General features: G+C 63.1%; 19 protein-coding genes and 3 tRNA genes. 1 reads left to right on the forward strand and 21 read right to left on the reverse strand.

Going from position 1 to position 19009, the window contains the following annotated elements; genetic code table 11:
- The first annotated feature begins 47 nt into the window (after positions 1-47).
- On the forward strand, positions 48-869 hold the full coding sequence (locus DW661_RS08340) for a DUF6273 domain-containing protein (protein ID WP_199584875.1): 822 nt from the start codon (positions 48-50) through the stop codon (positions 867-869).
- A gap of 503 nt (positions 870-1372) precedes the next feature.
- Here the strand turns inward: DW661_RS08340 and DW661_RS08345 are convergent.
- The 21 genes from DW661_RS08345 to DW661_RS08445 all read right to left on the reverse strand — a co-directional run bounded on the left by DW661_RS08345 (position 1373) and on the right by DW661_RS08445 (position 18990).
- Positions 1373-1449 (reverse strand) — tRNA-Pro (locus tag DW661_RS08345).
- Positions 1450-1529: 80 nt separating this feature from the next.
- On the reverse strand, positions 1530-2744 hold the full coding sequence (gene coaBC, locus DW661_RS08350; RefSeq protein ID WP_233547482.1) for a bifunctional phosphopantothenoylcysteine decarboxylase/phosphopantothenate--cysteine ligase CoaBC: 1215 nt from the start codon (positions 2742-2744) through the stop codon (positions 1530-1532).
- A 2-nt stretch (positions 2745-2746) separates the two neighbouring features.
- Positions 2747-3466 carry a zinc ribbon domain-containing protein gene (locus DW661_RS08355; protein ID WP_118377485.1) on the reverse strand — a complete coding sequence of 240 codons (720 nt, stop codon included), beginning with the start codon at positions 3464-3466 and terminating at the stop codon, positions 2747-2749.
- Positions 3463-4272, reverse strand: a complete 810-nt coding sequence (locus tag DW661_RS08360) for a Nif3-like dinuclear metal center hexameric protein (protein ID WP_118377486.1) — start codon at positions 4270-4272, stop codon at positions 3463-3465. Before DW661_RS08360 ends, DW661_RS08355 begins: the two co-directional genes overlap by 4 nt.
- Entirely contained in the window at positions 4269-5447 is a 1179-nt protein-coding gene (locus DW661_RS08365; protein WP_118935331.1) for a cysteine desulfurase family protein, read from the reverse strand. The genes DW661_RS08360 and DW661_RS08365 overlap by 4 nt, the downstream gene beginning before the upstream one ends.
- Positions 5448-5453: 6 nt before the next feature.
- Entirely contained in the window at positions 5454-6125 is a 672-nt protein-coding gene (gene rpe, locus DW661_RS08370; RefSeq protein ID WP_117648520.1) for a ribulose-phosphate 3-epimerase, read from the reverse strand.
- 18 nt (positions 6126-6143) lie between these two features.
- Positions 6144-7151: an NAD(P)H-dependent glycerol-3-phosphate dehydrogenase gene (locus tag DW661_RS08375; protein ID WP_118935332.1), complete on the reverse strand. Its 1008-nt coding sequence runs from the start codon at positions 7149-7151 to the stop codon at positions 6144-6146.
- Positions 7152-7160: 9 nt separating this feature from the next.
- A complete protein-coding gene (gene plsY / locus DW661_RS08380; RefSeq protein WP_118935333.1) occupies positions 7161-7844 on the reverse strand; it encodes a glycerol-3-phosphate 1-O-acyltransferase PlsY in 684 nt (227 codons plus the stop codon).
- Positions 7837-9171, reverse strand: coding sequence for a ribosome biogenesis GTPase Der (gene der, locus DW661_RS08385; RefSeq protein WP_118935334.1), 1335 nt, complete (start codon positions 9169-9171; stop codon positions 7837-7839). Before der ends, plsY begins: the two co-directional genes overlap by 8 nt.
- 10 nt (positions 9172-9181) lie before the next feature.
- Positions 9182-10624, reverse strand: coding sequence for a DUF512 domain-containing protein (locus DW661_RS08390; RefSeq protein ID WP_118935335.1), 1443 nt, complete (start codon positions 10622-10624; stop codon positions 9182-9184).
- 2 nt (positions 10625-10626) lie between these two features.
- Positions 10627-11523, reverse strand: coding sequence for a 4-hydroxy-3-methylbut-2-enyl diphosphate reductase (locus tag DW661_RS08395; RefSeq protein ID WP_118935336.1), 897 nt, complete (start codon positions 11521-11523; stop codon positions 10627-10629).
- A 2-nt stretch (positions 11524-11525) separates the two neighbouring features.
- Positions 11526-12254 (reverse strand): lysophospholipid acyltransferase family protein, encoded by a 729-nt coding sequence (locus tag DW661_RS08400; RefSeq protein WP_118935337.1) that lies wholly within the window; start codon positions 12252-12254, stop codon positions 11526-11528.
- Positions 12255-12257: 3 nt separating this feature from the next.
- Positions 12258-12944, reverse strand: a complete 687-nt coding sequence (gene cmk / locus DW661_RS08405) for a (d)CMP kinase (RefSeq protein WP_118935338.1) — start codon at positions 12942-12944, stop codon at positions 12258-12260.
- Between the two features lie 66 nt (positions 12945-13010).
- Positions 13011-13976 carry a pseudouridine synthase gene (locus DW661_RS08410; protein WP_118935339.1) on the reverse strand — a complete coding sequence of 322 codons (966 nt, stop codon included), beginning with the start codon at positions 13974-13976 and terminating at the stop codon, positions 13011-13013.
- Entirely contained in the window at positions 13963-14691 is a 729-nt protein-coding gene (scpB, locus tag DW661_RS08415; protein WP_118935340.1) for an SMC-Scp complex subunit ScpB, read from the reverse strand. Before scpB ends, DW661_RS08410 begins: the two co-directional genes overlap by 14 nt.
- 11 nt (positions 14692-14702) lie before the next feature.
- The gene (locus DW661_RS08420) at positions 14703-15515 is read right to left on the reverse strand and encodes a ScpA family protein (protein WP_118935341.1); all 813 of its coding nucleotides are present in this window, start codon (positions 15513-15515) and stop codon (positions 14703-14705) included.
- A gap of 84 nt (positions 15516-15599) precedes the next feature.
- Positions 15600-16283, reverse strand: coding sequence for a site-2 protease family protein (locus DW661_RS08425; protein ID WP_118935342.1), 684 nt, complete (start codon positions 16281-16283; stop codon positions 15600-15602).
- A gap of 9 nt (positions 16284-16292) precedes the next feature.
- On the reverse strand, positions 16293-16589 hold the full coding sequence (locus tag DW661_RS08430) for a hypothetical protein (RefSeq protein ID WP_168170409.1): 297 nt from the start codon (positions 16587-16589) through the stop codon (positions 16293-16295).
- Complete coding sequence (locus DW661_RS08435; protein WP_233547483.1) at positions 16576-18570, reverse strand: ABC-F family ATP-binding cassette domain-containing protein; 1995 nt, start codon at positions 18568-18570, stop codon at positions 16576-16578. Before DW661_RS08435 ends, DW661_RS08430 begins: the two co-directional genes overlap by 14 nt.
- Before the next feature lie 73 nt (positions 18571-18643).
- Positions 18644-18719 (reverse strand) — tRNA-Ile (locus DW661_RS08440).
- 198 nt (positions 18720-18917) lie between these two features.
- Positions 18918-18990 (reverse strand) — tRNA-Ala (locus tag DW661_RS08445).
- Between the last annotated feature and the right edge of the window lie 19 nt (positions 18991-19009).

Consider the following 19009-nt stretch of genomic DNA (forward strand, 5'->3'; position numbering starts at 1 on the left):
TGATCATCGCGGTCATCGGCCTGGTGATCGTGTTCGCGGGACCCAGCGTGGCCGGGGCCATCCGAAACCAGTTCAACCTGGTCGGCAACACGGTGAACAATGGGACGACCGGCGGCATCGAGGGAGGCGCGACCGGTGGCGGCTCCACAGGCGCCGATTCCGTTACCGTCCAGGCGGCCATCGCCAAGGACGCGAATGACTGGACGCTCGATGAGCAGAAGGCCGTGGCCGAGGACATCGCCGCCAAGGGCGAGGCTTCGCCCGCCTACGCCAAAGCCAAGGCCGCGATGGACGCAGGCACGAAGTTCTCCGTCAAGTTGACCAATGGCGAGACGCTCGAGTACCTCATCATCGGCATCAACCACGACGACTTGGCCGATGGAAGCGGCAAGGCGGGCCTGACGTTCGAGGTGACCAACAAAGCCCTAGGTCCCCAACGCATGAGCGTCACGAAAACTAATGCCGGCGGATGGGAGAAGTCAGAGTTGCGTGGCCGCCTCAATTCCGGCGACCTTTGGGCGCTCCTGCCGTCCGAGCTCCAGTCCAAGGCGAAGGCCGTCACTAAGATGACTGACAACAAGGGCGGCGACGGCGCCGGCAACGTCTCTGCCACGACCGACAAGGTCTTCCTCCTCAGCTCGACCGAGGTCTGGGGCGACCTTCAGTCCGACGGTGCTCAGTACGAGTTCTACGCTTCCAAGGGCGTGACAAAGTCGAACTGTGCAGGAGCCGCGGTCGGCGGTTTTCATTGGACTCGCTCCGTGGACCCGAACAGCTCCACGTACTTCCGCTATGTCTATTTCGGTGGTGTCTGTGACATCAACTTAGTGACGGGGAGAAGTTACGTCCAACCCGCATTCTGCTTCTAGGTTCTTACCAAAGCCCGCACATCCTGTGCGGGCTTTTCTTTTTGCGATATCTGAGACAATTCGTTCTTAACAGCACATGTACTCCAAACAAGAGTGCTTGGGGTGCTAAAAGGCTCTCAGAGCGCCTGCCCCACTTCCCTGCCATTACCATTGTGGTGCCCTCGTATAGAGCACATCCCGCCTGGCATTTCGCTGCAACAGCCCACTTGTCCACCGATCAAGTGAACTGCTGGAATAATGACAGCGACATGCTTGTTCGTTACAGTCGCTATATCTGTGTAAATCGCCGCAATAAATGCAGCCCGTTCTCGGCGTGTACCTGCTGCGCGTATGTAGAATCATTTCGCGTTAATAAATCGGCTCAAGCGCGTGCAAAACGCGCAAGTAGCCGCAAAAGACGATTATCGAGTAGGTAGATTTTTGGCACCCTGTTGCTTACTGGAAATTAAGCTATTGCTTAAAACAAAAAAGGTCAGACACTAGGTGCCTGACCTACAAACTTCTGGTCGGGACGACTGGATTCGAACCAGCGACCCCTTGACCCCCAGTCAAGTGCGCTACCAAGCTGCGCCACGTCCCGAAGCTTTTGTTTGTTGCTCTGCTCTCGCTCGCAACAGGGAATATATTAACCCGAAACTTTGGCCTTGTGCAAGAACTTTTTTACAAATTTTGAAGCAAGTCCAAAATTGTATCTGCGAGCTGGGGTTTTGTTAGCACGGGAAGTTCTTGCGTACCCGCTGTGCTCACGATCCAAGCTTTGTTGGTGTCGGTTCCAAAGCCCGAATCGGCGCGCGAGACATCGTTGGCGATAATGGCATCGCAACCCTTGCGGTCGAGCTTTCGCTGTGCGTACTCCACGACGTTATCGGTCTCGGCCGCAAAGCCGATCACGCACCGCTCCCCCTTTTGGCGTGAAAGCTCGGCCAAGATATCGACTGTCTCGACCAGTTCGATGCGATCCAAGCGTTCGTTGGCCTTTTTGAGCTTGTGGTCCGCTGGGGATAAGGGGGTATAGTCGGCGACGGCTGCCGCGCAAATGGCCGCATCGGCCGTCTGAAAGGCGCCCAGCGCCGCCTGTAGCATCTCTGCGGCGGTCTGCACGCGCACGCACTCTACGCCGCGGGGAACCTCGAGCGATGTCGGCCCCAGCACAAGCGTAACCGCAGCACCGCGGCGAGCGGCCTCCCCCGCCAGGGCGATGCCCATCTTGCCCGACGATCGGTTGCTAATGAAGCGCACGGGGTCGATCGGCTCGTGCGTGGGGCCGGCAGTAATCACGATGCGCTTGCCCGTCAGGTCTTGCGGCACGGGATTGAGCACCTCGCAGACGGCCTCGACGATGTCCTCGGGCTCGCTCATGCGTCCCGTGTCCACGTCGCCGCAGGCAAGGTAGCCGCTGCCGGGTCCCACCACGCGAACACCGCGCTCGCGCAGCGTGGCCATGTTGGCCTGCGTCGCCGGAGCCTTCCACATGCCGTTGTTCATAGCGGGTGCGACCACGATGGGTCGCGGCGTGGCAAGCAGCGTGGTGGAGATGAGGTCATCGGCGATACCGTTTGCCATCTTGGCGATGATATTGGCCGTCGCGGGCGCCACGACCACCAGATCGGGCTCCTGCGCCAGCGAAATGTGGTGGATTGGGTCGGAAGGGTCGTCGAACAGGCCTACGGCGACCGGCTCGTGGGTGAGCGCACGGAAAGTGAGTGGGCCCACAAACTCGGTGGCATGCTCGCTCATGACGACCTTGACGCGTGCGCCGCGCTTTTGCAGCAGGCGCACGATATTGCACGACTTATAGGCGGCGATCCCGCCGGTAACGCCCAGCAGGATCGTTTTTCCCTCAAGTTGCATTGAATTGTTGGATGCCGCCGTCATCGCTAGGCTTCCTTGCTCGGGAGCACCAGGAGGCGGTGGCAGTACGGACAGTGCGTAATCTCGCTACCGTCGTGGTTGAGGTCGCTCATGGACGAAGCCTGCAGCGCGGTGTGGCAGACCGTAGGGATGTTACCCTGGATGGTCTCAACAGCCAGGCCGCGGAACTGCTTGAGCAGGCGCTCGTAGTCGGTGAGCACGTCGGTCGGCAGCGTAGCGGCAAGGGCGGTGCGCTCCTTGGTGGCGGCGTCAATCTGGGCCTGCAGGTCGGCGGCCTTGGCGCGGGCGGCCTTGGTATCGGCCTTCACGCCCTCCTCGAATTTGGCGATGATGGCCTGCGCGCGAGTCTCGCGGTCGAGCGCCTCCTTATGGGCGACAACGACGTCCTTGCGAGTGTGCTCGATCTTGTCCAGGCGCTTGGCCAGGGTGGAAAGCTCGTTCTCCAGGTCCTGCACCTCGCGGTAGTCGGAACCGTCGACGTGACGCTTCTTGGCAGCCTCGATGGCGTTATTGGTCTGGATCTCGGTAGTGTTGAGATCGTCGAGCTCAATGTCCAGATCCTTGCGTTGGGCGTAGAGCTTGGTCATCTCGGACTTGAGCTTCACATAGGTCTTGCGCTTGGAAGCGAGCTCCTTGAGCTTCGGCATATTGGCAAGTTCGCTCTTGTTGCGGGCGAGCTCCAAATCGATCTGTTGCAGCTTGAGTAGCGTAGCGCCGGCGCTCATAAGTTCTCTCCTTTTGTCACAGTCCACCATTGGCAAGGGTTCAGTATTTTAATCGCATGACGGGGGTCGACCCCGGCGTCAAGTGCAGAGTTCATCAAGATATCCACGAACGGCTCTTCGGAGCGGTCGTGGCCGAGCAGAATCACGCTCAGGCCACGCAAGGCAAGGTCCTGCGCCACGTGGTATCCCGCCTCGCCCGTCACGATAACATCTGCGTTGGCAGCGATGGCAAGCTCTCCAAAGTCGCCCAGGGAGCCGCCCAATAAGGCGACGGTGCGGCACGGGTGCTCGGCCTCGCCCCACACGCGCGGGTCGCTGCCAAACGCCGTGGCAGCACGGGTGGCAAGATGGCGCAGCGTGCACGGGTCGTTGAGCGTTGCAAGCACGCCCAGGCCGGTGGCCTCGGGGTCGTCCACGTGCTCCAGTGAGCTTACGTGCTTTGCGCCTAGCAAATCGCTCAGGCGAACGCGCGCTTCGTGCGAGCGGTCCAGGTTGGTGTGAAGCGAGATGATGCTCACGCCGCAACGAGCTGCCTCGTACAGCGCGGCGCTACACTGGGGACGCGCGGAATCAGCCGGACAAAAGGCCTCGGGCGCCTTGATATAGATGGGATGATGCGTCAGCAGCACGTTGGCGCCGGACTCAAGGGCGCGGTGCACGTTGGCCTCGGTCGCGTCGAGTGCGCAGGCAACACCGGTGATCTCGGCAGCAGGATCTCCCACAGATAGCCCAACATGATCCCAGCCCTCGGCGTCCGTCTTGGGATAGCGTGCCAGTAGGGCGCGCTCGAGCTCGGCGACGATCATACGGCACCTACGATCGAGAGCAGCGTCTGGGCAAAGTCGTCCAGGTCGTCTGGATTCACGCGATCATCGAAGGAGATGCGCAAGGCACCCAGCGCCTGTTCGCGGCCGATGCCCATCGCGCTGAGCACGTGGCTCGGGTCCATGCTGCCACTCGAGCATGCCGAGCCTGCCGACACCTCAAAGCCGGCGGCGTCGAGCTTGATGATGAGTTCCTCGGAGTCCATGCCGTCAATGTAGATCGATACCATGCCGGGCAGACGGTCGGCTTGCGCGTAGTCACCCATGGTGGCGTGAATGCGCTGGTGGGCCGTAAGCGTGGCGTAGAGCTTGTCGGAAAGGGCTTGCAGCTTCGCGCGCTCCTGAGCCACATGGGGCGTCAGAGACGAGGCGGCAGCGGCAAAGGCGAGCTGCGTGCGCAGGTCTTGCGTGCCGGCACGACGTCCGGCTTCCTGTCCGCCGCCAAAGATGCGCGGGCGCAGCGGCGTGCGGTTCTTAAGGTAGAGCGCGCCGGATGCCACGGGGCCACCGATCTTGTGCGCGGCAACGGTCATGGCGTCAACTCCCAGCTCGGTGACATCGAGCGGAATATGCAGATACCCCTGGATGGCATCGGTGTGGAACGGGGCGCCAACGGTATGCGCGGCCGCGGCAAGCTCGCGGATGGGCTGCACCACGCCGGTCTCGTTGTTGGCAACCATGATGCTCACGAGCGCCACGTCGTCGCCTAGTAGCTCGACAAGCGCGGCAGGCTCAATGTAGCCCGCGCGGCAGGGCTGCACCAGGTCGACGGAAAAGCCGGCGGCACGCAGCAATGGCAGGTTGTCCAGAATCGAATCGTGCTCGATGGCAGATACGATCACGCGGTTGCGTTTACGGTCGCGCTGACGGGCGCCCTCGGCAAGACCGAGGAGCGCAAGTTGGTTTGCCTCGGTACCGCCGTTGGTCAAGATGATCTCGGACGGACGGACGCGCGCGCCAAAGCTGCGGGCAATCTCGCGACGCGCGACTTCAAGGCGCGCAGCGGCCTTGCGGCCGAGCGAATGCAGCGAGTTGGGGTTGACGCCGGCAAGCTCGCTGTCGTCGTACTCGCGCTGCGCAAGGAGCGCCTCGGCGCGCATGGGCGTCGAGGCGGCATAGTCAAGATTCACGGGTATGCGGTTTTGACCTGCGGTCATAAGGGTTTATGCCTCCTGTGCGGCCTCGTTGCCCAGCTTCTGCAGCAGCGCAACCTCGGCAGCGGGATCTTCGGACTTAAATACGGCAGAACCGGCCACGAGCACGTTGGCGCCGGCCTTGACGACCTCGACAATGTTCTTGGAAGAAATGCCACCGTCGACCTCGATGAGGGGCGAAACGCCGTGACGCTCGCACATGGCCCTGAGCTCGTGGAGCTTAGCGATGGTGCCCGGGATAAAGCTCTGACCGCCAAAGCCCGGGTTCACGCTCATGAGCAGCACCATATCGACGACATCAATGATGCTCTCGAGTACGCACACGGGGGTGGCGGGGTTGAGCACCACGCCGGCCTTGACGCCGCGCTGCTGCAGATGCGTGAGCGTGCGGTGCAGGTGTGTGGAGGCCTCGTAGTGCACGGTGATCATATCGGCACCAGCGTCGGCATACCAATCGACGGTCTCGTCGGGGTTCGACACCATGAGGTGAGCGTCGACCGGCACGTCGGTGGAGCGCTTGACGGCCTTGAGGATATCAACGCCAAAGGTGAGGTTGCCGGTAAAGTGACCGTCCATGACGTCGAAGTGCACGTAGTCGGCACCGGCGATCTTATCGAGTTCGCCCTTAAGGTTGGCCATGTCGGCCGAAAGGACGGACGGAGCGATTTTAATGGAACCCATGGTAGTAGCCTTTCTGCGCTAGTCGGTGAGTCCGTAGAACTCCTGCGATGGGACGCGGTCGGTGAGAATTTCGAGCGCCCTATCCAAAGTAACACCGTTGTAGAGCGTTTGCTCCACGGCAAAGGTGAGCGGAATATCTACGCCCAGTGAACGGGCGAGCTCGCTGACGCTGCGGGCCGCGACGGCGCCCTCGACCACCATATGCGTGCGCGCCTGGTACTCGTCGAGCGACACGCCGTGGGCAAACTCGTAGCCAAAGGTGCGGTTGCGCGAATGCTCCGAGGTGCAGGTGGCGATGAGGTCACCCATGCCGGCAAGCCCCATGCAGGTCATGGCCTGGCCGCCGCGGGCGTGCACCAGGCGGCTGATTTCGGCCAGACCGCGCGTCATGATGAGGGCGAGCGTGTTATCGCCCGCGCCCGAGCCGGCGGAGATGCCGCACACGATGGCGATGACGTTTTTCATGGCGCCGCAGACCTCGACGCCCGTCATATCCTGCGACAGGTAGATGCGGAAGGCCGTGGAAAGCAGCAGCTCCTTAAAGGTCTCCCCCACCTGCGTATCTTCGCTGGCGATGACGGCGGCAGAGAGCCCGCCGCGGCAGATTTCCTCAGCATGGTTTGGGCCCGAGAGGGCAGCCACACGACGCTCGTTGCCGATCTCGCTGGCGATCACCTCGCTCATGAGTAGGCCGGACTCGGGCTCAATGCCCTTGGTGAGGCAGAGTACCGGGGTGTCGGCGGCGATAAAGGGCGCCGCCTGGTGGCACACGCTGCGAAGATGCGTCGAAGGCACGGCAAAGATGATGGCCTCGGCGCCGTCGAGCGCCTGCGCCAACTCCGTCGTGGCGACAACGTTGCCGGGCAGCTCGTAGTCCACCAGATACCGGGGATTGCGGTGCTCACCATTGATGCCGGCGGCCGTCTGCTCGCTGTGGGCCCACATGGTCACGCGCTCGGCTCGCGCGGCAGCAAGGCCGGCGACGGCGGTTCCCCAGGAGCCGGAGCCAATCAGCGCAACATTCATGACTCTCTCCTACTTATCGTCGGGCTCGGTGACGCGCTTGGTAAACGAGAGCTTGGACTCCTTACCCGTCATGAGCTTTTGGATATTCGAGCGATGGGCCCACACCACGGTGATGCCGATCATCGCCATGCAAAACTTGAGGCCCAGGCTGCTGTACGGAAAGACCGCGCAGGCAGCAATGGGAAGACCGATAGCTGCGGCGAGCGAGCCCACCGACACATACTTGGTGATGGCGACGGCCACGATAAACATGCCCAGCAGCGACAGGCCAATGGGCCAGTACCAGGCAAGGATCACGCCCAGACCAACGGCGATACCCTTGCCGCCATGGAAGTTAAGGTAGGGCGAGAAGATGTGTCCCCACACGGCTGCCAGGCAGATGACGCCGAGCATCCAGTCGCCGGGGGCTCCAGGCGACATGATGTTCGGCGGAAAACCATAGCCCAGATCGGCGATGAGCGGGCGGGCGATAAGGACGCAGATGGCGCCCTTAAGGCAGTCGAGCAGCAGCGTGAGTGCGGCCACCTTGGGGCCGGCCACGCGCAGCGCGTTGGTGGTGCCGATGTTGCCGGAGCCCGCCTTGCGAATGTCCGTGTGGTTGAACACACGGCCCAAGATCAGGCCAAACGGAATCGCCCCGATAAAGAACGAGACCACGGCGCAGATGGCGGTCAGCAGAATCGGATTATGCATCCTTCTGTTCCTTCTTCCTAAAGAAGAGTCGAATGGGCGTGCCGGCAAAGTCGAAGGTCGAGCGCATGCGGTTCTCGACGTAGCGCTGGTAGGTGTCGTTGACCAGGTCGCTGTGGTTGACGAAAAACGTGAACGTCGGCGGGTTGACGCCCGTCTGGGTCACGTAGTGCATGCGCAGGCGGCGCTTGCCGTCCACCACGGTATGGCCGAACTCGCGCAGGTCGGTGAGGAACGTGTTGAGGCGCGAGGTGCTGATCTTCTGCGAGCGCGTCTTTTCGGCTGCGTCGACCATTGCCCAGATCTTCTCCACGCTGCGGCCGGTCAGGGCCGAGATGCGCAGATACTGGGCCCAGGGAGCCATGACGCCCAGACGGCGGTCGACGGTCTCCATGCAGGCCTCGCGCTTGCGGTCGTCGTCGAGCAGATCCCACTTGTTGAGCAGCACCACGATGGCGCAGCCGCGCTCGATGGCCAAGCCCATGACCTTCTGGTCCTGCTCGGTGACGCCCACGGAGGCGTCGACGACGAGCAGTGCCACGTCGGCGCGATCGATGGCGCGCAGGCCGCGGACCATCGAGTAGTACTCGATATTCTCGTACACGGTGCTCTTCTTGCGAATGCCCGCGGTGTCGACCATGCGGTAGTGCTTTCCGTCGCGCTCGACGACGGTGTCGATGGCATCGCGCGTGGTGCCGGCGATGTTGGACACGATGGAGCGGTCGGCGCCCAGGATGCGGTTGAACAGCGAGGACTTACCGGCGTTGGGGCGGCCGATAATGGCCACGTTCAGCGCATCGGGGAACTCGTCGGCGACCTCGTCCTCTTCCTCCGGAAGCAGGGCCACGATATCGTCGAGCAGGTCGCCCGTGCCATGACCATGCAGGGCCGAGAGCGGCGTGGGCTCACCGATGCCGAGCGAATAGAACTCCCAGATGCTGTCGTTCTCGCGATCGGGGTTGTCGAGCTTGTTCACCAGCAGAAAGACCGGCTTGTCGCAGCGCTTGAGCATGCGAGCGACCGACTCGTCCTCCTCGGTGACGCCGGTGCGGCCATCGACCACAAACAGGATGACGGCGGCTTCCTCGGCGGCGGCGAGCGCCTGGTCGCGGATGGACGTGGCAAAGACGTCATCGCTCTTGAGCGGCTCGATACCGCCCGTGTCGACGATGGTGAACTCGCGGCCGTTCCAATCGGCCGTGTGATACGAGCGGTCGCGCGTGACGCCGCGGGACTCGTGGACGATGGCGTCCGAGGTCTGGGCCAGGCGGTTAACGAGCGTGGACTTGCCCACGTTGGGGCGTCCGACGACGGCGACGATAGGTTTCATCTGCTCTCCTTTAATGGGTAGGGTCAGTGGAAGTGTTAGAGTCTGCGGGCACAATGCCAAGGATGCGCTCCAGGGTATCGAGCAGCTCATGCGGCATGGTCGACACCACATGAACCTCGGCGCCGCGACTGGTAAGGCTTGCGAGTAAATCGTCACGATGATACTCGTCAAGCGTCATGCCGTCAGCGTTGAACATGAGCTTAGGCACAAAGAGCATAACCCCCGACAGATCTTGGGGCAGCTGCTCCAGAATGTCACACGCGACGATGAGGCCGGTCACGTCCACGTTGCCGCCAAAGTAGCGGTTCTTGATGGCTGTGACGGTGCCGCCGAGACCATGCGGCGACTCCACAAAGCGTGCCACGGTGTCTCGCGCGCTGGCGCCCGAGAGGCACAGCAGGTGCTGGCTGCGGGCGGCGATGGCCTCGCGGACGCGGGCCAGTCGCTCAGTATCGGTAGTCAACACGTCGTCGGTCTCGTCCAGATACGAGCGGATCATGCCGATGCCGTCGTAGTACTGCGGATAGCCGTCGTAAAAGTCTGCCTCGGGAGGATCGATGCCGGCGTCCAGATAGAACTCGTCGCTCATCTGGAAGGTATGGCGGCCAAAACGCTCGTACGCGCGGTCCTGGAAGGGTCGGATCATGGCAATGGTCTCGCGCGCCAGTTCGGGCTTGTCGCTGTATGACCAGCTAAAGCGGTTTTGGTGTTTGGTAAAACCGAGCGGCACAATGCCCAGGCTTGTGATTTGCTCATGCTCCTCGCAAAAGCGCAGGGTCTTTTCCAGCTCCTCGCCGTCGTTCATGCCGGGACACAGCACAATCTGCGCGTGGATCTCGATGCCGGCGGCCATGATGGCCTCGAGCACGTCCATGCCACGCTGGGCGTTGCGGCCCATCATGCGGCGGCGGACGTCGGGACTCACGGCGTGGACCGACACGTTCATGGGGCTCATGTTGCGGTCGATGACGTTTTGCACGTCCTCGTCGGAAAGGTTCGTGAGCGTGACAAAGTTACCCTGTAAAAAGCTCAGGCGATAGTCGTCGTCGCGAATGTAGAGCGTGGAGCGGCCGCCCTTGGGCAACATGGTCATAAAGCAGAACACGCAGGCGTTGACGCAGGTACGCATGCCGTCAAAGATGGGGCCGTCGAACTCCAGGCCCCAGTCCTCGCCCGGGAAGCGGTCGAGCTCGACGGGGGTGACGGTGTCGTCGCGCGGGTCGAAAACCTCCAGCTCGACGGTATCGTCATCGGCCTCCCAGAGCCACACGATCATGTCGGTGAGTTGCTCGCCGTTGACCGTGAGCACGCGCATGCCCGGCTCGATTCCCACATCCCATGCGGGCGACTCGGGACGCACGTTCTTAACGAGCGCACCCTCACCCGGCTCGGGGTCGCGGCTGCGCCCGTAATCGGCCACCTCGGCGGCGTATGCGGGTACGGTCTGGTCCATGGTTAGCGGCAAAGCTCCTTGATGCGCGCAACGGCGCGTTCGATGTGTTCTTGCGGGGTGGAGGCTCCGGCAGTGATGCCGATGTGGCGCGCGCTGGCAAACCATGCGGCCTCGAGCTCGGAGGCCTCTTCGATGTGATGCGTGTGCTCGCAGACGTCAGCGCAGATCTGTGCCAGGCGGCGGGTGTTGCCCGAGTTCTTTCCGCCCACGACGACCATGCAATCACAGCGGTTGGCAAGCGACGCGGCTGCCTGCTGGCGCTCGCTTGTGGCGGCGCAGATGGTGTTGATCACGCGCAATTCCTGCACGCGTGGGGTGATGGAGGCCACGACCTCAGCCAGGTTCTGCGCGGTCTGGGTGGTCTGCACAACCAGGCCCACCTTGCCTTTGAGTGGCAGCGCATCCGCATCGGCAGCGCAACTCACGACCTGCGCGTCATCGCCGGCATGGCCCAAAATGCCCTCGACTTCGGGGTGGCCCGGCTCGCCCACGACGATCACGCGGTAGCCCTCGCGCACCAGGCGTTCGGCCGCCACATGGACCTTCTTCACGTAGGGGCAGGTGGCGTCGACCACGGTAAGGCCGCGTTCGCGAGCGGCGTCAATGACTTGAGGCACCACGCCGTGGGCGCGAATGATCACAGTTCCGGTTGCGGCATTATCCAGGTTCTCGGCCAGGCCAACGCCTGCCTCAGCAAGCTCGCGCACCACGATGGGGTTATGGATGAGCGGCCCTAGGGTGTGGACCTGTGCGCTCTCCCCTGCCTGCGGCGCGGCAGCCAGCGCCATATCGAGCGCGCGCTGCACGCCGTAGCAGGTGCCGGCGTGGGCTGCAATCTCGATGGTGGGGACGACCTCCTCAGCAGCGGCCGCAGCGGTATTCATGACGCTCTCACCCATGGCTAGAACCTGCCCGGATGTTCGGCGCACAGCTCGTCTCGCATGGCGTAGACGCGGTTCATGGCCTCGGACTCAAACCAAGCCAGGCGCTCCGTACGCTTAAGCCCGGCCGGCGCGTCCGAAAGCGAGACGGCCTTGCCGGCACGAATCCAGCACTTCTTGGGACGCATGAGCTTTTTGCCCGCGGGCGTGATGTCGGACCAGCCGCAGATGGCGAGCGGGTTGACGGGCGCCTTGCCCATCTGAGCGATGAGCGCAAAGCCGCCGTGGACCTCTGGCTTGATCTCGCGCGATCGGATGCGCGTGCCCTCGGGGAAGATCAGGACGTCCTCGCCGCGCTGCAGCGCATGCTGGGCGGCGCGCAGGCACTTCATGTCGGCGGTGCCGCGCTCGACGGGAATGCCGCCAACGCGGCTAAAGGCCCAGCGCACAATCTTGCTCTTGGCGAACTCGGATTTAAAGATGGGGCGAATGCGGCGGCCGCCAAAGAACAGCGCCGTCTCCACGGCCAAGAGCTCGGCCATCGAGGTGTGGTTGCAGATGACTACGCTGCCGCGGCCGTCCTGGCGCTCAAACAACAGATCGGCATCTTCGACCTTCCAACGCCACATGAGCTTGGAGAAGGCCCAAAGGATGGCCATGACTACGACGACGGTGCCGCGAATGAGCGCCGGAAACTCGTCATAGGGGGCGTTGTAATAGTCCTCGGGCGTCTGCTTAAACAGGCGCATGGGCTACCTCCTTTGGTTGATGAGGCCCTCGATAATGCGTACGACCTCGTCGATGGTGTGGGCGGTGGAGTCGACGTGCACGGCGTCCTCGGCGGGCACGAGCGGGGCGACCTCGCGACTGCTGTCAAGCTTGTCGCGCTGCTTGAGGGCGTCGAGGGTTTCGTCGACCTCGGTCTCGAGTTGCGCGGACGTGAGCGGCTGGGCATCGTTTTGGTGGCGCTGCAGCACGCGGCGGCGGGCGCGCTCACGCGGGTCGGCAGTCAGGAAGATTTTGACCTGCGCGTTAGGGAACACGACGGTTCCGATGTCGCGACCCTCGGCCACGATATCGCGGTCCTCTGCGACACGGCGCTGATGGATGAGCATGGCGGCGCGCACGCCCGGGTAGGCCGAGACCTTGGACACGTTGGCGTCAACCTGCGGGGTACGAATGGCGGCCGATGCGTCCGCGCCGTCGATGGTCAGGCGCGTGTCCTCGCCGGTACCGTTGGTAAAGCGGATTTCGATCTGCTCGGCGAGGGCATCGATGGCTGCCTCGTCGTCCAGGTCGATGCCGCGGTCGAGCGCGGCGAAGGTGACGGCGCGATACATGGCGCCCGTGTCGAGCTTGTTAAAGCCAAGCTGACGGGCAATCTCCTTGGCGATGGTGGACTTGCCGGAACCGGCGGGGCCGTCGATGGCGACGATCATGCAATGCTTCCTTTCGATGGGTGACGTGCTGGTATGGTTCGCGGGCGTTGGGGCGCGGCGGGTTGCCTAGCCCGTGTAACGCTCGCGGTAGGTGTTGCGCTTGGGTGCGGAGCCGTGGCTGCCGTGGTGACGCGTGCGGCTGGCGGGGGTGTCTTGGGGCTTGCCGCCGTTGCGCTTGGCGCTCGCCTGCTTGAGCGGGATGCCGCCGCTTTTGAGGATCTGCACCTCGCGGTCGGTGAGCTCGCGCCACGAGCCCTTGGCCACGCCCTCGAGCTCAAGGCCGGCAAAGTTGCAGCGATGCAGACGGATTACCGGATGGTGAATCTTGCCCAGCATGCGCTTGACCTGGTTCTTGCGGCCCTCGCGAATGATGACCTCCACGGCGGTGGTGCCGGGCTTGACGCCTTGTGGAGCCACGGCCACGGCCTCGCGCGCGTTGATGACGCGGCAGATCGCCGGCTGGCACAGGCCGTCGTCGAGCTCGATGCCACGGCGGAGTGGGTCTAGATCGCGGTCGGACAGCTGGCCGTCAACGAGTGCCTGGTAGGTCTTGTAGACGTGTTTGCTCGGGTGCAGCAGATCCTGTGACAGGTCGCCATCGGTGGTAAAGAGCAAGAGGCCCGTGGTGTCGCGGTCCAGACGACCCACCGGAAAGAGTCCCGGAAAGCGGTCGCGGGGGACCAGGTCGGCCACGCAAGGGCGCTCCTGCGGGTCACTCATGGTGGTGAGGTAGCCAGTTGGCTTGTAGAGCATCAGGTATACGGCGCCCTGGTTGAGCTTGACGGGCATGCCGTCGACCTCGATATGGTCGCGGTCGACGTCGACCTTGGTGCCCAGCTCGGTCGCGACTTCGCCGTTGACGGTCACGCGGCCGGCGGTCATCAGGTCCTCCGAGCCGCGGCGGCTCGCCACGCCCGCGCGCGCCAAAAAGCGCTGCAGGCGCATGGTGTGCGGATAGACGGGCTGGGCGTCGGTGGCGGGCACTGCGCTGCCCATGGCACGCGTCTCCCCTACTTCGTTAGTCCTCGTCATGTAAATCCTCCGAGGTCTCGCCGACGACCAGGGATTCCAAGTCCTCGACTGCCTCAACATCTTCAACATCGGTATCGAGCAGTTCGCGCTCTTCGTCCAGGTCCTCGGCCTGCTCCTCGAGCGTGGACTGAATGCTGCGGCCGCTCAGGCGCTCGCGGATAAACTGGCGCGATTGCTCGTCGGGGGCAAACTGCTCCAGATCGGGCAGGTCGCGGGTGGAGCGCAGGCCGAACTTTTCCAAGAAGGCGTTGGTCGTGCCGTAGATGATGGCCTGTCCGCGCTCGGGGTCGCGGCCGAGCTCGCGCACCAGGCCCTTGTCCACGAGCGACGCGATGACGCCGTCGGAGTTGACGCCGCGAATGCCCTTGACGACCTCGCGTGTGACGGGCTGGTGGTAGGCGATGACAGCCAGGGTCTCGAGCGCCGCCTGCGACAGTTTTTGCGTGTCCCAGCTCAGCACGTAGGCCTCGACCACATCGTGGTAGGCGGGATGTGTGAACAGGCGCCAGCCGCCGGCGACCTCGCGCAGCTGAAAGCCGCGGTTGGCCTCCTCGTACTCGACCTTGAGCTCGGCCAAAAGCGACGCGCACTCGCCAGGGGCGATATCCAGCGCACCGGCCAGCGCAGGCGCGCTTACGGGGTCGCTCGACACCAGCAGCAGCGCCTCGAGGGCGCCTTTGAGGCTGTTAGCCTCCAGCGTGGAAAGGGTTGACATGGTTGCCGCTCCTATTCGGTGAGCTCGGGGCCCTCGCCGGGCACGTATGCCTCGGCGCCCTCGACTCGGTTGATGCAGATGGTTCCAAAGATCTCGTCCTGGCTCAGCGTGAGCGAGCCGCGTTTGGCAAGCTCGAGCATAGCCAGGAAGGTGACGACGAGCTGCTCGGTGGTGGCGTCGCCGTCCAGCAGCTCGCGGAAGGTGCAGGTTTGGTGCGCCATGGTAAAGCGGTCGACCGAGGCCACCGTCAGGTCGAGCGGCACGCGATGCGGTGCCACGTGCTCGGCTTCCAGCAGGAAGGTCTGTCGCTTGCCGTCAAGGTCGGCACAGATGACGGCCAGACCGCGTAGGGTGATGCCGGCCAGGTAGTCGGGCATGAGCCCCAGGAACTCGGGGTCGGGGCCGGCCACGCGCGGGTGCATGCGGCTTTCGGCCTGCATGCGGGCACCGAGGGCCGCAGCCGCGCCTTTAAACTGCTTGTAGGCAATCAGGCGCTGGATCAGGACCTCGCGCAGGGCGTCGCCGTCGAGCGTGCTGAGCTCCTCGAGGTCTTCGTCGAACTCGTCATCGTCGTCATCGGCTTTGCGCGGGGCCTCCTGCGGCACCAAGGAGGCGGCCTTGATGTCCAAAAGGGTTGCTGCGACCAACAAAAAGTCGCTCGCCACGTCCAGGTCCAGCGCCTCGATGCGCTCGGCCTCGGCAAGGTACTGCTCGGCCACCTCGCTGATGGAGATGGCGCCGATATCTACTTTTTGGCGGGTTACCAGCTGCAGCAGCAGGTCGAACGGTCCGCTGTAGACCTGCGTCGACACGCGATACGACATCTTCGACCTCCTTTGACGGCGCCTTCGCGGCGCGGTTTGGGTGCATATTACGACCGTTTTGCACGGTCGACCTGTAAGTTTACCTTAGATGCCGGCGATTGCGAAGTTGAGCAGCTGCTCAGCAAGCGGATACACGGTAACGTCGAAATAGCGGCCGATCACGTCGATGCCGGTCCACATAGGCAGCAGGTACAGCACAATGATGAGGATGGGCATGGCGTATTGCTGCAGGTGATAGTAGTTGTTGAGCGCCTTGCCTTTGAGGAATGGCACGATGATCGACGAGCCATCGAGCGGCGGGATCGGGATGAGGTTGAAGGACGCGAGTGACAGGTTGACCACGATAAACGTGGCGCCGAAGTTCATGATCTGTGACGCCAGGGCAAAGGACATGCTGGTGTAGAGGTTGCCGTACGTTGCGTGCATGAGGGCGGCCGCGAGGCACGCGAGGGCGATGTTCGACGCGGGGCCGGCCACGCTCACCAAGACCTCGTCACGTTTGGGGTGCTTGAGGTTGTTGAGGTAGACGGGCACGGGCTTGGCGAAGGCGAACACCGGGCCGCCGGCGGCAAGCATGAGCAGTGGCAGGATGATGGTGCCAAACGGGTCGATGTGGTTGAGCGGGTTGAGCGAGACGCGGCCGCGCGAACGGGCCGTCTTGTCGCCGAGCGCCCAGGCCGCTGCGGCGTGTGCGCTCTCGTGGATCACGATGCCCACGATGACGGCGACGGCGCTGGCGAGCAGGTTCATGAGGTAGCTGCTGGACATGGCGCTCCTCTAGCGGACGCGACGCGAGGCGCGCGTGAGAAGGTAGTCGATCACAAACAGGATCACGGCGACGATGGCGTAATCCAGGCGGAACACACCGCCAAAGGGCGACGTGATGACGCCGTAGCCGGCGATGGCGCTCGGCAGGGCGCGCGAAAGCTCGACGACAAAGCCCACGATCTGCAGCTTGGCGGTGAGGCCGCTAAAACACAGCAGCACGGTCATCGCGCTCATAAAGATGCCGCAGATGCGACAGGCGATGGCGATGATGCTCATCGCCACGGCAGCGGCCTTACGAGAGTTCACGCGCGGTCTCCTCTTCGATCTGGGTGGAAAGCTCCAGCCATTCGTCCTCGAGCTTGGGCAGCTCTTGCTTAAGGCCGTTATATTCCCCCAGCGCGGCGTTGAACTTGTCTTGATCGGCATAAAGCTCTTCGCTTGCCATCAATTCCATAAGCTCGTCATAGCGGGCACGCTTTTTGTCGAGCTCGGCCTCGATCTTCTTGAGCTGGTTGCGCACGTCCTTGAGCTTTTTGTTGAGCGCAGCGCGGGCCTGGGCCTCGGCGCGCTTTTGCTCCTTGGTCTTTTTACCCTCGGCCGGCTTGGGGGCGGCGGGCGCATCGGACTGGGCCGCGGTGACCTTAGCGGACTTGGTCGCGGCCGGTGCACTCTCCCCCGCCGCCTCGGCGGCGGCGCGGGCTGCGAGGTCCTCGCGCTTGTAGAGATAGTAGTCGTAGTCGCCGTCATAGACCGTGACCTTGCCGTCGCGGATGTCGATGACGCGGTTGGCAACGGCGCGCACCAGGTGCTCGTCGTGGCTGATCAGCACGATGGTGCCAGGGAAGTTTTGCAGGGCGTTCTCGAGCATGTCCACCGAGTCGATGTCTAGGTGGTTGGTGGGCTCGTCCAGGCACAGGAGCGCCTCGGGGGCCACGAGCATCTTGGCCAGGGCCAGACGCGCTTTTTCGCCGCCGGAGAGGACGCGAACCTGCTTCTCGATGGAATCGTTGTCGCTAAACAGGAAGGCGCCCAGTAGGCTGCGCTGCTGTGGCACGGTCCACTTGGGCGTGACGGTGTCGATCTCTTGCAGGACGGTGTTGGACTCGGTCATGCCCTCGAGTGCGTGCTGGGCGTAATAGGCCACGCCCACGTTGGTGCCCAGGTCGCGGGTGCCGGTGGTGGGCGGCTCCAGTCCGGCGATGATCTTCATGAGCGTGGACTTGCCGGCCCCGTTGGGGCCGACGAGCGCCACGTGCTCGCCGCGGTAGAGCTTGAGGTCGATATCGCTGTAGATGTGTTTGTTGCCGTAGGACTTGGAGACGCCCTCCAGGCCCACGACCATATCGCCGGAGCGCGGTGGGTCAGGGAACTTAAAGTCGATGTGCTTGTGGCCCTCGGGTAGGATGACAAGCTCCTTTTTGATCTGCTCGATCTTGCGGATGCGCTCCTGGGCCTGGGCTGCCTTGGTGGGCTTGTAGCGGAACTTGTCGACGAAGACCTGCATGTGGGCGATGTCGCGCTCCTGGGCGGCGCGCTTGGCGCGCATCTGCTCAAGGTTGTCCTCGCGCTGCTTGAGGTAGCTGCTGTAGTTGCCGGTGTAAGTGGTCACGCGACGATCTTCGAGTGCGGCGACGTGGTCGACGCAAGCGTCCATGAAGGCGCGGTCGTGGCTGACGATGAGGACGGCGCCGTCATAGTTGGCTATAAAGCCGCGCAGCCACTGGACGCTTTCGAGGTCCAGGTGGTTAGTGGGCTCGTCCAGAAGCAGCAGGTCGGGATGGCGCAGGAAGAGCTTGGCGAGCGCGATGCGCATCTGCCAGCCGCCCGAGAACTCGGAGCACGGGCGCTCAAAGTCGGTGACCTTAAAGCCCAGGCCGGACAGGATTTTGCGGGCGTTGCTCTCGAGCTCGTAGCCGCCCAGGTGCTCAAAGCGGTCCTGGACCTGGCCGTACTCGTTGAGGAGTGCGTCGACGTCCTTGCCCTGCTCGGAGAGCTCGGTGATTTGGGCCTGCAGCTCGTTAGCGCGCTCGCCCATGCGGCGGATTTCCTTGGCGGCGGCCATGACCTCGGCGAGGATGGTGGTGTCCTTTTGTTCCAGATTAGTTTCCTGCTCTAGGTAGCCCACCTGGCAGTCCTTTGCGTACTGGACCTGGCCGGAGTCAGGACTGTCGATGCCCATGATGATTTTGAGCATGGTGGTTTTGCCGGCGCCGTTGGGGCCCACGAGCGCGAAGCGCTCGCCGGGGACATCGCAGACAGCCGACCGAGGGCGCCCGGAAATGAGCAAGCAGGCTATTTGCAAGTGAAAACTAATGCCATGAAAAACAGGCCAGACATATTGCCTGGCCTGTTGAAAAACCTGGTGGGCCCTCCGGGATTCGAACCCAGAACCCAGGGATTATGAGTCCCCTGCGCTAACCGTTGCGCCAAGAGCCCTTATAAAGTGGCGCTTGCAGTTGGGGTGGCAGAACAGCCTCCAACGCTTTGAACCACGATGTGAAATACTACCATGCGCGCGGCACCCGTTCAACGCACGATCTTGTCGACCAGGAGGATCATGGTGCCGCCTTTGACCTTGTGTGCCTATATGAAAAAAGGCCCCAACTTGCGTTGGAGCCTCATTCAATGCTCGGGTGGAGACGAGGGGGATCGAACCCCTGACCTCTTGACTGCCAGTCAAGCGCTCTCCCAGCTGAGCTACGCCCCCGTGCGAAGAAGTACTATAC

This window comes from Collinsella sp. AM24-1, from assembly GCF_003470325.1.
In the GTDB taxonomy this organism is placed as follows: Bacteria; Actinomycetota; Coriobacteriia; order Coriobacteriales; family Coriobacteriaceae; genus Collinsella.